The sequence below is a fragment of the Leuconostoc gasicomitatum LMG 18811 genome, from assembly GCF_000196855.1.
GTDB classification, from domain to species: Bacteria; Bacillota; Bacilli; order Lactobacillales; family Lactobacillaceae; genus Leuconostoc; species Leuconostoc gasicomitatum.
The window spans coordinates 1,001,670-1,015,780 of record NC_014319.1 but is presented as its reverse complement, the minus strand read 5'-3'; the positions used below and the strand labels follow the sequence as shown (position 1 = coordinate 1,015,780).

At 36.6% G+C, this 14,111-nt stretch carries 14 protein-coding genes and 1 pseudogene; 3 read left to right on the top strand and 12 right to left on the bottom strand.

Annotated features, from left to right (window positions below; genetic code table 11):
* Positions 1 to 155 precede the first annotated feature (155 nt).
* The 4 genes from LEGAS_RS04985 to LEGAS_RS04970 form a co-directional block, all read right to left on the bottom strand.
* Positions 156 to 1,319, bottom strand: a complete 1,164-nt coding sequence (locus LEGAS_RS04985; protein WP_013231590.1) for an IS30 family transposase — start codon at positions 1,317 to 1,319, stop codon at positions 156 to 158.
* A 107-nt stretch (positions 1,320 to 1,426) separates the two neighbouring features.
* The gene (locus LEGAS_RS04980) at positions 1,427 to 1,834 is read right to left on the bottom strand and encodes a hypothetical protein (protein ID WP_013231589.1); all 408 of its coding nucleotides are present in this window, start codon (positions 1,832 to 1,834) and stop codon (positions 1,427 to 1,429) included.
* Positions 1,835 to 1,847: 13 nt separating this feature from the next.
* Positions 1,848 to 3,461, bottom strand: a complete 1,614-nt coding sequence (locus LEGAS_RS04975; protein WP_013231588.1) for a replication initiation factor domain-containing protein — start codon at positions 3,459 to 3,461, stop codon at positions 1,848 to 1,850.
* 384 nt (positions 3,462 to 3,845) lie between these two features.
* Positions 3,846 to 4,139 (bottom strand): hypothetical protein, encoded by a 294-nt coding sequence (locus tag LEGAS_RS04970; protein ID WP_010001878.1) that lies wholly within the window; start codon positions 4,137 to 4,139, stop codon positions 3,846 to 3,848.
* 164 nt (positions 4,140 to 4,303) lie between these two features.
* Here LEGAS_RS04970 and LEGAS_RS10050 point away from each other — a divergent pair, with 164 nt between their 5' ends.
* Positions 4,304 to 4,462 (top strand): hypothetical protein, encoded by a 159-nt coding sequence (locus LEGAS_RS10050; protein ID WP_013231587.1) that lies wholly within the window; start codon positions 4,304 to 4,306, stop codon positions 4,460 to 4,462.
* A gap of 164 nt (positions 4,463 to 4,626) precedes the next feature.
* Here LEGAS_RS10050 and LEGAS_RS04965 read toward each other — a convergent pair whose 3' ends face one another.
* Together LEGAS_RS04965 and LEGAS_RS04960 are read right to left on the bottom strand one after the other, a co-directional pair.
* Positions 4,627 to 6,003, bottom strand: coding sequence for an ATP-binding protein (locus LEGAS_RS04965; RefSeq protein WP_013231586.1), 1,377 nt, complete (start codon positions 6,001 to 6,003; stop codon positions 4,627 to 4,629).
* Positions 5,996 to 6,319, bottom strand: a complete 324-nt coding sequence (locus LEGAS_RS04960) for a hypothetical protein (RefSeq protein ID WP_013231585.1) — start codon at positions 6,317 to 6,319, stop codon at positions 5,996 to 5,998. Before LEGAS_RS04960 ends, LEGAS_RS04965 begins: the two co-directional genes overlap by 8 nt.
* A gap of 194 nt (positions 6,320 to 6,513) precedes the next feature.
* On the opposite strand from LEGAS_RS04960, the gene LEGAS_RS10355 reads away from it, so the two are divergent.
* Positions 6,514 to 6,660 carry a DUF2992 family protein gene (locus tag LEGAS_RS10355; protein ID WP_198451484.1) on the top strand — a complete coding sequence of 49 codons (147 nt, stop codon included), beginning with the start codon at positions 6,514 to 6,516 and terminating at the stop codon, positions 6,658 to 6,660.
* Positions 6,661 to 6,740: 80 nt separating this feature from the next.
* A pseudogene (locus tag LEGAS_RS10250) lies at positions 6,741 to 6,941 on the top strand (DUF2992 family protein); the annotation flags it as partial.
* A gap of 7 nt (positions 6,942 to 6,948) precedes the next feature.
* Here the strand turns inward: LEGAS_RS10250 and LEGAS_RS04945 are convergent.
* From LEGAS_RS04945 to LEGAS_RS04920, 6 genes are read right to left on the bottom strand one after another with little or no spacing between them, the layout of a single operon-like run.
* Positions 6,949 to 9,456 (bottom strand): ATP-binding protein, encoded by a 2,508-nt coding sequence (locus LEGAS_RS04945; RefSeq protein WP_013231583.1) that lies wholly within the window; start codon positions 9,454 to 9,456, stop codon positions 6,949 to 6,951.
* A gap of 3 nt (positions 9,457 to 9,459) precedes the next feature.
* Positions 9,460 to 9,897 (bottom strand): thioredoxin domain-containing protein, encoded by a 438-nt coding sequence (locus LEGAS_RS04940; RefSeq protein WP_013231582.1) that lies wholly within the window; start codon positions 9,895 to 9,897, stop codon positions 9,460 to 9,462.
* 12 nt (positions 9,898 to 9,909) lie between these two features.
* Positions 9,910 to 10,476 (bottom strand): hypothetical protein, encoded by a 567-nt coding sequence (locus LEGAS_RS04935; RefSeq protein ID WP_013231581.1) that lies wholly within the window; start codon positions 10,474 to 10,476, stop codon positions 9,910 to 9,912.
* On the bottom strand, positions 10,466 to 10,990 hold the full coding sequence (locus LEGAS_RS04930) for a hypothetical protein (RefSeq protein ID WP_013231580.1): 525 nt from the start codon (positions 10,988 to 10,990) through the stop codon (positions 10,466 to 10,468). Before LEGAS_RS04930 ends, LEGAS_RS04935 begins: the two co-directional genes overlap by 11 nt.
* Before the next feature lie 16 nt (positions 10,991 to 11,006).
* Complete coding sequence (locus LEGAS_RS04925) at positions 11,007 to 12,149, bottom strand: phage tail tip lysozyme (RefSeq protein WP_013231579.1); 1,143 nt, start codon at positions 12,147 to 12,149, stop codon at positions 11,007 to 11,009.
* Positions 12,146 to 14,110 (bottom strand): CD3337/EF1877 family mobilome membrane protein, encoded by a 1,965-nt coding sequence (locus LEGAS_RS04920; RefSeq protein WP_013231578.1) that lies wholly within the window; start codon positions 14,108 to 14,110, stop codon positions 12,146 to 12,148. Before LEGAS_RS04920 ends, LEGAS_RS04925 begins: the two co-directional genes overlap by 4 nt.
* Between the last annotated feature and the right edge of the window lies 1 nt (position 14,111).

Sequence of the window (14,111 nt, the reverse complement as noted above, 5' to 3'; positions counted from 1 at the left end):
TACGAACAAACGTTCTGTTTAGCAAGCGCAATATTTTAAAATAAGTTAGTTAATCTATGATTTATTTTAAATAAAAAACCTTAAACATGCGTTTTCAAAGCTATTTTTAAGGTTTTTTGATTAAATTATTATTTGTATCTATTATCTGCTCATAATTATTTTTGTTTGCTTTGCTTTAATTTCCGTTTCTCATATGCTCGACGATATCTTTGCATCGTTTTATATTCTTTATCAAATAACTCAATTGGACTCTTACCTTGTAACGCTATGCGCATTGGCATGGCATTCATTTTATCAGCTACTTCATCTAGTTGTCGTTGTTTCACTGGCTTAAAACTTGTGCCTTTGGGAAACCAGTCACGTAATTTACCGTTGCGGTTTTCGTTAGAACCTCGTTGATGTGGTGATGATGGTGTGCAGTAATAAAGTTTTATTTTAAGTTCTTTTTGAACAAATTCTAAGAAGTCCCAAGAGATAAATTCAGAACCATTGTCAGCGGTAATTGTTCGTACTGCTTTACCGTAACGTTGATAAAACAGTTTAAACGCTTCAATCATGTCTTTCGATTGTTTACTTTTAACTTTAATCAAGGCGTAGAATCTGGTTTTGCGTTCAACGACCGTCATAATAGCCGAGTGGTCTTGGTATTGACCGTTATTTTGTTTCATTGGCAACACTAAATCAATTTCCCAATGACCAAATTGTTTACGTTTAGCCACCACTGGTGAACGGTCATAAATAGAATGACGGACTAACTCACCACTTTTTTGTAAGTTTTCTCGTAAGCGAGCAATCTCTCGTTGTCGCGCGCGTTGATTCTTGGCTAACTCACGTTGTTTAGGGGAGCCATCTTGGCGATGATATTTGTGGGTACGGATATCAATTAACCCTCTTTTTGACCAGTCTCTGATGGTTGAAGACGATACTGCCACATCTTGAACATTGCCGGCAATCTGTTCAGGCGTCCAATGTTCCACATTAATCCAGTGTTCAATCAGTTCCTTTAATTCTGGTGTGAGTAACAGCCCTTGTCCCATACGAAAGCGTTTTTTGGTGGCGATATATTGACCACGTTGTGCCGAATATTTAATACGCGCATGAATGCTCATTCTTAATAACGTGTGACGGTCTAAGTTTGAAAAATCTAGCACATTACCACGGTCTAATTCACGACTAATCACTGATGGATCATAACCTAATTGACGACCTATATCCGTTTGTGACAATTGTTCATTATTCCACAAATGTTCAATTAAATACCGTTGGTTTTCGTTTAATCGTGGCTGTCGTTTTCTTTTCTTTGGTTGTTCTGCTGTCATTTAATTTTTCATTCTCCTTTGTTCAAAAATACACAATTTAAGCGTAACAAACATTTATAACATCAAGATGATAAACGGTTTAAAAATTAATAGCCTCATATTACTTATCATTTGGCTTCATAAAGCTGCTTTTTCGCTTGTTTCAGCTTATCTTCAATCAGATTAATACCGCTTTCACTATTAACATCATGGCCATTCAATAAGTTTGTTAAGTCACGGTATTCAAAGGTTAAAGCAATACTGGTCTCAATTAAAGTTTGTACTTCTTTATCGAGCTCTCTACCGAAAATTAGGATATCGCCAAAGGTCTGTGACTGGACTGATTGCATGTAACGATGTAACTTCATTGACATCTGGAGTGTGTTTTGAAAGTTTGGCGCACCTGGTCTGAATTCAAAATTCTGACGATCAGAGGCTAAAACAGTTAGTAATGATTGATACGTGTTTCTGAATCCTTGTAATTGTGCAACATAGTTTTCTAATTGATCTGGTTTTAACCATATTTTTTGTGTCATGTTTTTTCTTCTTTTAAATTTCTTGATAACGTTTTTTTGGTTTTTCAAAATTAATCGTTAATTTTTGATTAGCTTGCGTGATGGCATTAATCATCGTGGCCTTGACCAACTTTTGTTGTTCAGCTGATAATTCAGCACTGTTCATGGCTTCAATGACTTCTGCCCAATGACCGGTTTTCTTTAAGACTGCTAGACTAGGAACAACTGAATCTAAAACCCATTTTTCAATCCGTTCAATACTTTGTTCTTTGGGTTGACGTATAAATTTCATTTTATGACCTAAAGCAGTTAGTAATGACCAAGCAGGCATCGACGCAACAGAAGCTTCAATCGTATCGCGCACTTTATCACCCTTTAGGAATTTTTCCTCAATTGGTTTATCAGTAAACCAAAGATACGTATACAAAATATCAAAAGTAATTTCCGTTAATGTTTTCTTGTTGTTCTGATCAAACCACGCATCAATGACATATTCTGCTTTATCTTGGTGTAATTCCAACTCCACACGGTTTTGTACATCTGTGTCAAAGCCTTTGCTGGCTTGTTCTTTATGCTTATCGTAAGCACGAATAACAAATGGCGATTTACCAAAATTTACTGTCCACCCATCATCAACGTTACCGTGAACAGCATAAGATTTTGATTTACTCCAAAAACGTTTTTCTTGCACGGCTTTGACAAGGTCATTCATATCTAGCAGACCCCATTTATCATTAATGGCAATATCTAGTCTGGTTAGATGCCCACAATATTGTCGCGCTTTTTGAAAGAAATCATGCCAAGTGATATTTTGTTCTAGCAAAGCTTTTTCAAACAAGCGTGTGCCTTTACCAGTTAAATATAAGGTTGTCCCATACTTTTGTTCAATGGCCTGTGTTTCAGGGTTTTTAATCGGTGCAAAGTCTTGCACATAGATGTTCTTTTCGCCAGCAAATGCCATTTCACGAGTGTAAAAGTTTTGTGATGTTGGACGTTCCAAAAATAAATCAGATTGAATACTTAGTACATCTTTGATCACTTGCTTGGAAGTTAAATCTGGGAATGTCAGTGAAACCCAATCGAATTGTACTTCAATACTTTGAGCTAAATCTGGATAAACTGATAGTAAATTGTCTACAAAACGTTCACTAATACCTTGTTCTTTATTTTCAATACGTCGTATTGTTTTTTCATTGATACCCATAGTAATTGCCAATTCTTCTTGTGTTACATCAAGTAATTGTCGCATTAATATCAAATTATTATTTGTTAATTCTGGTACATTTAATTCTTGTGTCATGGTATTTTTTCCTTTCAACAGTTGGTAGCGACCAACATTTTTTAAATCAACTAATTGTTTTAATTCAGTTGAAACCTTATTTTGTAATCGGACGTCAGACTGTCTCATTTTTACTTTGAAGCCGGATAGCTCACTACCGTTGATTTCACTAATTGGAATTTCACTACCGATATTGGGTAATTGCCCTAAGTCAATAGCCGAAATAGTTACGTTATAAGTTTCAATAATTTCATCATGCCATTTCATGCAAATCATGATCATGATTTCTAACGATAACCGTATGCTATGTTGAGTTGTTCCTAGAAAAATAGGTGTGTACGCTTTTGGTTCATGATTAATCGTTATCATGTCGGCTTTCCTTTCTCAAAATGTCCGATTTGACGTTTTCAACCGGACATTTGCTTTTTTTAATCTAAATGTCTGCATATCAGCGTTTGTTCCCCATATCGGGTTGACGCTTTCAGCGTTTTTACCGGTTTAACCCCCCTGTTAGTAACTGGGGGTTAAAGCTTTTTTTGTGGTTGCTTGAGCAGAGTGCGTGCCAGTCGCTGACACTCATGGTCATTCGTGTTTAACCGCGACCACGCCCCCTGCCCTCTTACGCTCCGCTAAGGGCAGGGCGTGGCACTGGCTCTCCCGGTCGGTCGAACCACTCTGCTCAAGCAAGCACTATGTACAAAAAACAAGTTGACTATCTAGAAATTAGACCATCAACTTGTTTACGTTACCTATTTACTTGATTCGTGAGAGTTGATCCAGCAATGAATTTAACTCTTTATCACGATTAATAGCATGTGTCCGAATCGACTTATAGTTTCCCAATAAGAACCCAATATTTTTCCGAATTTCTGTAATATATGGTGGCAACATCGGACTAATTTCTTCTAAATTGCCATCAGCAAGAATTCGTTTCAATTCATCACTAAGCTGTGAGAGATGTTCCAAATCTCCTAGTTTTTCAATTGTTTTTAAATCAGCAATCGATTGTTCTGATAATGATTGTACTTTTTTAACGTCAAAAGCCATAGTTTCCTCTTTTCTTTTTGAACATTTGCAATATATAAAATTAAACTTAAAATTATGTTGGACTACGTGCTAAATATTTCATGAATAATATTTTCCTTTTCCGTACTTAATTGCTATATCAAATCAAATGTGGTGTAATAAAATAAACTTGTGAGGTACTGTTAATGACTAAAAACCAAACTAACAAAGACAATAATCCAGTTGAATCAACATTTCACTCAGAACAACGTTTTGCATTTATTAATGTCAAGAGTACGATTATTTTAATTATTGTAGTCATCGTTTTACTTGTTTTGTTTGCAGTTACTGGTAATTTTAACTAGACCAATCTAGGTTTACATAAGACATGCTATACAAAGTAATGCTATATCAGTGTTTCCAACCGCTTAAAAAAATGTCTTTCTCCAAATCTTTCACAAAGTCCATAAAACGTTGATTTGACGTCAAAGTTTTTAGAATTTCACAAGCCAATTTATTTTAGACCAATTTAAGAAACCCTCTGTTTTCGTATTTCTATCTGCTCGCCTAACCATTGATGCAAGTTGAACTCTTTGGGTACTTCTGGCGCAAAGAAAGCACGCACTTGACTATCACCTACTTTGATAAAGCCCCATCCTTTTAGTTGCGAAGATAACGGACGAAGTTGTTTATCATTGTCTGGAAACACCATTTTTTCAATTTCTGGTGTTGGCACCCCCATATTAATGCGTAAATTCAATTGTCCACGAATTGCTATTGGTAGACTATCTGCACTAGGTCGTTGCATACCGATAATAAGATAGAATCCCAATTCACGTCCAAGCATAGCAATCTCATTTAAATTAGACATGGCTGTTTGATAGGCTTCATAGGCGGGATCACTAAACGATAGCCGGTCATTCATTTCTCGAAAAGCACCAAACTCATCAAACACTAAAAAACATGGCTCAAAATGATAATCCTTATATGTCCCAATTTTTCCGGTCGCTTTAATTTTCTCCATTTTTTCAGCTCGTGCCATCATATTTTGATAATACTTAATGACTGCTTGATTAATTTCAGTTGGTGTACTGTGTACTCTACCTTTTAAGGCATCAATATATTTCAAACTGGCTAAATCAGAGCGCTTGGGGTCAATAATATCAACGTATTTAGTAAGTTGTAGTAATTGTCCTAAGATGGAGAAAATTGTATAGGACTTACCTGTTCCGACATTTCCAGAAATTAACGCATTATAAAAGGTGTCATATTTCCAATCAATCCCTTTGGCAATTTGTAAGCGACCTCTTTGTGGATGTAATGCCAATAACTGCCGTCTAAATTTAATCGGTTCAAACGCAAACGTACTAATCATTTTATTTTTCATAAATTCAGTTGTTTGTCGGTCAGCTAATAAGGCTATTTCAACACTTTGATCAAAATCACCACTCGCAAATTGTGCCATATACTTTTCACCATCAATTGGCTCTTCAATCAATAGTTGCCCAGTGGTATGCTTCACCTTGATTTTTAGTTTTGGATAGTAAGTTAAATAAGTATTATTGTCCATACTTTCTGTATCAAAAAAACCTTTAGAAACAACTAGCAGACTAATCATCTGCTGAAATTCAATTCGTTTTAAGTAGCGGGAAAATAGGTCAGCGTGTGTTGGTGCGTAATGTTTATAAAACCAAAACAAACTCCAACTGAAAACTATGGTTACTAGAAAGCTAAGTCCAATTGGTGACATATCCCACCAACTAAATTTCTCACGCATCAATTCTCTAAAAATAGAGATGTACCACGATATAAACAAAACATTAACCAGTAAAAAAATAAAAAGTAAAGTCCTCTTAAACAAAGTCTTTGCTAAATATTGATCACTGTATTTAATTTTTCTAAACATAAATCGTTTTGCCTCGTAATTTGTCCTTAGCATAACGAAAGTCATCATTGATGGTTAAATACCAACCAAAGATATCTAAACTATCAGTTCGTCCTTCTTGCAGTAATCCCTGAGCATTTTCATAAAAACACTGTAAGCTAATATCTAAATCGCGTAAACAAGTTATTCTATTTAACGTTTTATTTTCCATCAGTAAAGCATGAAAGTCATCAGAGCATTTTTGAATATTTCGAACAATATCTTTGTTTAAATCCATGCCCTCCTCATATTTGGGGTAATACTGTAATAAGTCTTGTATTGTAAATTTTTGTATCATATTAATCTCCTTATCGGTTGAACAATTTTTTATTTTTTAATAAGACTATAAAACTGACATATTCTCGGTGTTATAATAACAAACAGAAAGTAAAAACACTGTGCGGTTGGTAGTCCGGACATAAATGTAATAGTTTTCAGTAAACCTCCTCCTTGGTTGTCCATCTTTCTATCGGTAAATTAAGGAGAAAAGATATGCACCAAAATAGTAACTTTTTGTCGTTGACCATTATTTTTGATCAACATTTTTATGTTGGAATTTTTGAACGGCGAACTGGCAATACTTATGAGGTTTCAAAAATAAATTTGGGTACTTCAGAACCTCGTGATAGCTCGATTTAAGAACTATTAGTTGAAAACTGGCATCAGGTTCGCTTCAACACAGTGAATATCGCAAATAATGAACGAATTCAAAAAAGGTCAACCCGAAAAGAATGCAACGCCTGGCCAAAAAGGCTTTAAAATCAGGTCTTAGTATAAAAGCACAAGAAGCTGTTAAATTAGCACAAACTACCCAAAAACTTGAAAAAAAGAAACATAAATCATTAAGGAATCAAGAAATAAAAAAGCAACGTTACTTACTATCACAAAAAAAGAAATCAGAAAAACATAGAGGCCATTAATGAAAAATTACGAGCCATACTGTGCTTCAAGTTCTGCACCAGCATTTTTGTCAACGGTCTTAAAGGCTTTTGTCCATTCTTCAAATAATGAGTGAATCACCACCTTGCCCACACGACCATAAATATCACGGAATAAACATTGTCCTTTTTTCAAGTCTTTGAGCATTTCCAGATTAGCTTTGGTCACTGGTAAACCAAAGTGTTGAATAATGCTTTCTCGCTCTCTTTCATCGGCACTATCAAAAGCAAAAATCTGACCATACTGCCCATTACTCTTTTCATCATTGACATCACCAACTCTTTGGGTAGAATAAATCAACATATTATTTTCTGACCGCCCCAATCGTTTAATGCCATCTAGGACTTTTCGTCCAGCTGGTGAAGCATTGAATATCCACGCTTCATCAATAATTTCGGCACTAAATCGAGTGGTATCTTCACGCCCAAATTTCTCTAAGTATTTACCTAATGCCAACATAATCGAGACCGAATACTTTTGTGTTTCTGTATAACTGCTCGACTTTTGGTCGGCATGCGGTAAATCTAATCCCGTCACTTCTAGAATTGTCCGTTGTTTATTAAATTCAATACTATCCGTATGACCATCACTAAAGGCTAGTTTTAACATACTGTCGGGAATCACACTTTCATAATAATTGGCAAGCTGTTTAGATTTTTCAGAACCATGCTTCAAGATATCAATAATGGCTATCGTACCGACTTTTTCACCAGCCAACCGTTGATTACAAACTTGTTTAATCGCATTGGTTAGCGCTGTGTCTAACTCCATATCCTGAGAGATAGCACGAATTTGTACTAACATTTCCTTGACCAAAGTCAAAACGCTCGGAATTTCATCAATCGTACTTTGACTGTTCAAGGTTAACATTGGGTCTAACACGCCTACGTTGGAACTGTCATTAGCATTTAAAGTCACATAGTGAAAAGCATTCATCAACTCGGTAAAGAACGGATTATCGTTATCTTGTAATGAAGCCTGAAACCAGCGTCTAACTTCTTGTTTTGGATCCACGTAAAGTAATTTCACATCAAACATCGCTAAGTAAAGTAACAGAATTTTAACTAAAAAGGATTTCCCTTGTCCAGTATCACCAGTAATGGCAATATGTGGACTATCGGTTTTAGCCCCAACAATCCCTTTATTGGCAATCACTGGGTTAATTAGCAGTAACGTTCTTGAAGAAGCGACCGCACTATCCACACTAAAATAACGATTCGTATCTAATACTCGCCCAATATAAAAACCAGTCCTTGAACCTAATTCATGACTGGTGCCAAACATGAGTTGTGCTAAGGCAGGCGCAGTAGTGAATTGTCGCCACCGTTTAAACACGCCTAAGTTCGTTGCTGGTAGATTTTGATATAACAATATTTCTTGATTAAAACTTGGCTGGAACACCTCAATATCACGATTAAATGTTGATAGCCTAGTCTTGACCATACGAATTTTTTGCTTTAATTGTTTTAAATCATCATCACGAATGACTAAAACTAATAACCACTGCATAAAAGCATCTTTGCGATCCATGACATCAGCTAATTCTTGCGCTAACGCATAATTAGTTTTAGACCGTTGCGAACTATCATCATCACTAATTAAGGCATCACGCAGTTCATCTTTGTACTTTCCTTTCGAACTTCTAGTTTCTTGCTTCATACCTTTAAAGCCATCACGTTGGGGAAAGTTGACTTTGATATGGACTTCAACAGGAAACTTAAAAGATTGAATTTCCGGAATCAAGGCCAGATTATCCAAACGGTCGGGCAAGTTTAATACTAAGTGACTGATGTAATCCGTTGCTGTTTTTGTTTCTCTTTTGACAATGCCCATTTTGGCTAAATCAAAAGTCGTGTCCCGCATATTGGCAAAGTCTTTGATGTTTTGATGATGATAACTCGTACCTAATAAATTAATCAGTTTAGCTTCACTGATTTTAGTGGCATCTAAGGGTCTTAAAATACCTAACACGTCATCATTCATCGTCGTAAAGCGCTCAAAAAACTGAGCATCAAACTTCACTTGATAACGCATGGTTTCGGCTAGTCGTCTTAAAATTAAATCCGTAGCAAATTGAAACTTATCTTTTAAGTCATCACCTACATTGGTATTTTTGAGTTTCACACCGATATAAAACTCATCACGAATAGCTGGTTGAAATTCACTTTCTAAAATATTGACTTCTTCTTGCCCCATGTAATACTGCGCCACCTCGGCAATATCTTTAGCCCAATCAGGACTAGTCCCTTGAATTCGTCCGGCTAAGTCCATGTCAGCGGGAATGAGTTTTAAGTCCACATCATCATATTTTTGCAAACGTTCAAAGACATCAATAAAACTCTCTTTAAAGCTTTGTTTGTCTTGAACGTTGGCAACATTGATTTGAAATGGTTTCAATTGATAATAAGCCCAAACATCACCGACCGTAGTTAATAGCAAGTTATCTTGGTATTGTACAACTGGATTTTCGTATTTGATGTTTACTTTTTTACCCATAGATTAATGACCTCCTGTCTGAATAAATTGTTTGATTTGTTGACTATTGGTAGAAACTAACCGTTGATTGATATTGGTTGTTTTCATAAAAGTTGGTGTCGATTGAATAGCAAATTCAGCAATATAGTGTTTATTATTAGCATTTTGAACATTAATTGTTTGAATCTGCTTCGATTCATTTTTAAGGTTCAAAACATTATGCCAAAATATTTTAGGATAGACCTTTTGACAATGTGGACAATTGGCCTTGTAGAAGAGCACTGCTTCATTCTTGGGTTGAATCGTGTTCACTTTATTGTTTTGAAAATACAGTGATCCATACGGAACCAATAAAAAACCAGCCACTAGAAATACTATGACTGGTAATACTTTGATGATTATTATTTTTGTCAGCGACCTTGATGGTGTGTTTTTATCAGGTCGCTTAATACGTTGTTTCATCAGTTTTTGCTCCTATTGTATTTGATTAATTTTAATCGACGTGAATTGCTGTGTTTGAGTATCAAACCAGCCATGTAATAGAACGGTTTGGCTGATTGCCTTTTGACCAGTACCGCTTGTTTGCACCATAACAGTTGCTAGAGCTTCAATCGTTTGGTTGTCCAAATCACTAGTATAACCGGTAGCTGTGTGATACTGGCTTGTTAGACCCAGATTATCAATGCGTGATCCACCAGTGACATCTAGTCCACTATCGAATAACTGATTTTTCTGATCTCTTTTTAAATCAACAATATCGGCTATTTTACTAAAACGCTTATCATAATCTGATTGACTACTAAAAGTGTAGTAGACTTTGGCAAAAGCTAGTAAGTCATTTTTGGCTTGCTCATCGTTAGAATTGTAAGTCGTTTGTAAGTTATCAATTTGTGTTGTGACCTGTTTTTGTTGTTTATTCACTTGCGACACTTCCTTTTTAACTTGTTCAATTTGTACTCTTTTACCATTGGTAATTGACATCATGATGCCAAGACCAACCAAAAGCAAACCCATTATGCTAAGTAAAACTTTATTTTTCATTATCGAATGCTCCTTTCAAGGTTAGTCGTGACATATTAGTCACTTGCTTTTCATCAGTATCATAAGTGATTGTGTATGCCACACTTTGCACATCACTTTTAGCAATGACTAGATACTCCAAATCAGAACCCCAAGCATTTTTAATCGCCACAATTGGCACATCGTAATGAGCCTTATCACTGAATGTCACACTCGGTGCAAAGGTCTGGGTTAATTCGTTAATCACTTTTTGTGAGGCCAATCCTTTCAAGGCTTCGGAATAACTTGATGTTGGCTGATTACTAAAGGTTTTAACGAATGCAGTAACTATTTTTGTACTATCTGATACATTATCTTGTTGTGATTGTGGACTAGATAAGATTGTTTCTGATTTTTTGTGACTTAATTTAGTTTGTTTTAAATCAGCTTTAGCTTGTACTAATTGTTTATCGAGATTCGGTATTTGATTCAATTGTGTGATCAAAATACCAATCAATACCAAACTAGCAAAAATGATTAAATGACTATTTTTCATACTTCTCCCCTTTCTCTTATTTGCCTTGAATAAAAGTGACCCCTGTGCCAGCCGTTAACTCACGGAAACTTACTGTACCAGACCCACTACTAACGACATTGCATTCACTAACTAAGAAATGTTTTTTATCATCACTGATTGCTTCAACAACGGCAACGTGTCCATAAGTGGCATCTGCTCCGTCGGCGCCTTGTGAGAAACTCACTGCCCAACCAACGTGGGGCTGACTATCCGTTTTATAACCTTTTGCTTTTGCATGCTTACCCCAATCAGCACCATTACCTAAACCATTCTCAACTGGTGTTCCTAACTCTTGCATACGGTTAAAAACATACCAAGTACATTGGCCAAAAGCATAAGTATTCGTGGATGAGGTAGCGGTAAAGTTCGTATTCTTGATTTTATTTTTATAAGCACTAGGAATTTCTTTTACCGGTGCCCCACTCGTACCCATTCCTTGCGTCACATTAGTTGCACAGCCACTAGCATTATGGGTCGTGTTATCCGTGTTTTGTGTGGTTTCTGTGCCATTCGTTGCGGTATCAACGGCTGTATTTGATGACCCATTTGAAAACTTGGCATACCAATTACGAGCAAAAGCTTGCCGTTTAGTGGTTGTCCCTTGACCACCACGTTCCCATTTAGCTCTTAGAAATTCAGTGGCTTGATTGACATCAGTCATCTTCAACCCTTGTTTTAACAAATCAGAATTAGTACCGTCATGATTTAAAGCAAAATTTAATTGTAAACTAGCATCTGACCACTGCTTATTTTGGGTTTTGGCATAAGTTAATAAAGCCACTCGTCTGGCACTATCCCATTGATTAAGTCCAAAAGCATAACCCCTTAAACTAGCATTCATGGCTTTGCTCTCATCATAAGTAGCATTGGATTCAATACTTTTCGGGTTGAAACCACTTTCAACTTCCATATTTCCCAAATAGCCGGCAATGCCAGCTTCAGTAACACCCGATACTTTTTTCAAATTATCATGAATGGATTTAGCTAATGCCTCCTTATCAGCACTAGTTGTCACAGTGACAGACGTGTTTGTTGATTGACATTGGTTACTGTTGCCCGCAAACATACCCAATATTAAGATAATTAAAAACACCAGACCAAGAATCGCTATTAAATAACCTTTAAGCAGTTTTTTCATTTCAATTCCTGCTCAAGTCGTTCTTTTCTTTGTTGGTGTTGATCAATATTTTGTTGTAACTTCTGATTAAAATCGTTGGGTAATGGCTTTTTCAATCTTTTGGCACGTAAGTAAGGCTTATGATTAATGGCGTTGGCTGTATTTTTGACAACATATCGGGTTCGAGTCTTCGGTACATCTACATACTCTTGTGTGGAAATCTGGTCTGCTTTGAGCTTTTTAGAACGTTGATAACGAGCGGTGTTATCAGGTTCATGTTGTGGCTCATTTGTTTGGTGCTTTTGCTGTTTCATCTTCTTTAGTCGTTCAGCACGTTGTTTGCGAATCTTGCGCGCGTGCTTTTGCATATCTTTGGCTAAATATTCTTTGCGATCTTGCTTGCGTTGGTCTTGTTGTTCGGCTTGTAACTCAGCACGTAAGGCGTTGTCATCAAATTCTGAATTGTGTTTCGTTTGATAGTTGTCACGCCACTGCTTGCCTTGATTGAAACCACTTCTAGCGCCACTATATAGTTGATTCGCCCGATGCTTCATTTCACCAGTCGCATTTAAGGCTTTACGACCAGCTTTAGTCATACTGATTTTATTCATAGCATTATTCGCAACACTTGAGCCAGTAATCGTTTGCACGAGCCAACTTTTATTTTTCCACAGCAAGATCATTAAGGTAATGTAGACAATGGAGTTTAACATCGCACTGGCACTCCCTTTAACAGGGACAACGACATCAGTCACATTACCTACCCAAGAAACAAACATGATACCAAATAACAAACCAACTTTTGCAAAGAGTAAGCCGAGTGCGCCCATGGCTGTTTTTAAAGCACTATTGGCAAATTTTGGTAACAATGAAATCAAAATCGTAAATGGTGCTAGATAGTACAACAAGACAGCGCCAAGTTGTACTAATAAATTAGCTAACCCAATCATTAGTAATGGCACGCCATAAGCCACGGACATGACCGGTGACATAAAAGCAATCGCTGATTGATACCATTCAAGACCGCCATCTTTGGAGATATAATGATTTTTACTAGCAAAGCTCGCAATTACTTTATCATCGACATTGCCCCCAATTAAGCGATAAGGATTTCCCTGTTTATCCTTGTTTTGATAAGCACTCGCAACATCAGCTTGACCAAAGTTGCCTAGTGCAAATGGTCTGGCTACGGCTTTTTGAAAGTAGACATAACGTAAAGCATTTTGAAAACTATCACCGGTATCAGAAAAGCTCGTCTGGTTAATATTACTAGTAGCCGTAAAGACCTGTGTCTGGGCTTGTGAGGTTAAGGTATTAATCGTTTGCAGGACTTTGCTCCCCGAACCAACCCAAGCGGTACCAATAATAGCAATCACTAAGACAGTGAGAATAGATTTCAACCCACCACCATGATTAAAGGTTTTAGAAAACACCCAAACGAGACCAACACCAAAGGCTAAGTAAAGCAAACCTTTAAAAGCTTGACTCTGCCAGGAACTTTTCGTGTATTGCCCGACATCGGTTAAGATATTGTTTACCCCATTGGTAATGTTAGTGAGATCAAACATCGTCGATAGCGATTGATCAAACAAAGGATAAACAATATTTAAATTAATCGCGGTAAATAAATCAGTGACAATATGTGAAGCCCCTAAAGCAAAATCAGTAATCGAGCCATCTTCGTGATAAATTTTGTAATTGGCTAAAATGTTACTCGTCACCCAGTTCATATCCGGTGAACCAGTGGTTTCGCCTAGTTTGTCTCTAATGGTACTTTCACTTTGATTAGCTGGTGAACCATCAGTACTAAGACTATTGGTCTGTTTAGTGGTATTTGTGTTCAAACTACTCTTGTTATTCTTGCCAATCACACTACTATTCGCATTTGATGAGCCAATCGTGCCATCAGCGAACACTACATTTTGTGGTACAAAAAAAGCCGTGCCTAATAACACCGCTATGGTCAATAATATTTTTTTCATG

Bases quoted from the DNA above. Each gene is read 5' to 3' on its own strand.
- LEGAS_RS04985 (WP_013231590.1), bottom strand. From the start codon at position 1,319: ATGACAGCAGAACAACCAAAGAAAAGAAAACGACAGCCACGATTAAAC.
- LEGAS_RS04980 (WP_013231589.1), bottom strand. From the start codon at position 1,834: ATGACACAAAAAATATGGTTAAAACCAGATCAATTAGAAAACTATGTT.
- LEGAS_RS04975 (WP_013231588.1), bottom strand. From the start codon at position 3,461: ATGATAACGATTAATCATGAACCAAAAGCGTACACACCTATTTTTCTA.
- LEGAS_RS04970 (WP_010001878.1), bottom strand. From the start codon at position 4,139: ATGGCTTTTGACGTTAAAAAAGTACAATCATTATCAGAACAATCGATT.
- LEGAS_RS10050 (WP_013231587.1), top strand. From the start codon at position 4,304: ATGACTAAAAACCAAACTAACAAAGACAATAATCCAGTTGAATCAACA.
- LEGAS_RS04965 (WP_013231586.1), bottom strand. From the start codon at position 6,003: ATGTTTAGAAAAATTAAATACAGTGATCAATATTTAGCAAAGACTTTG.
- LEGAS_RS04960 (WP_013231585.1), bottom strand. From the start codon at position 6,319: ATGATACAAAAATTTACAATACAAGACTTATTACAGTATTACCCCAAA.
- LEGAS_RS10355 (WP_198451484.1), top strand. From the start codon at position 6,514: ATGCACCAAAATAGTAACTTTTTGTCGTTGACCATTATTTTTGATCAA.
- LEGAS_RS04945 (WP_013231583.1), bottom strand. From the start codon at position 9,456: ATGGGTAAAAAAGTAAACATCAAATACGAAAATCCAGTTGTACAATAC.
- LEGAS_RS04940 (WP_013231582.1), bottom strand. From the start codon at position 9,897: ATGAAACAACGTATTAAGCGACCTGATAAAAACACACCATCAAGGTCG.
- LEGAS_RS04935 (WP_013231581.1), bottom strand. From the start codon at position 10,476: ATGAAAAATAAAGTTTTACTTAGCATAATGGGTTTGCTTTTGGTTGGT.
- LEGAS_RS04930 (WP_013231580.1), bottom strand. From the start codon at position 10,990: ATGAAAAATAGTCATTTAATCATTTTTGCTAGTTTGGTATTGATTGGT.
- LEGAS_RS04925 (WP_013231579.1), bottom strand. From the start codon at position 12,149: ATGAAAAAACTGCTTAAAGGTTATTTAATAGCGATTCTTGGTCTGGTG.
- LEGAS_RS04920 (WP_013231578.1), bottom strand. From the start codon at position 14,110: ATGAAAAAAATATTATTGACCATAGCGGTGTTATTAGGCACGGCTTTT.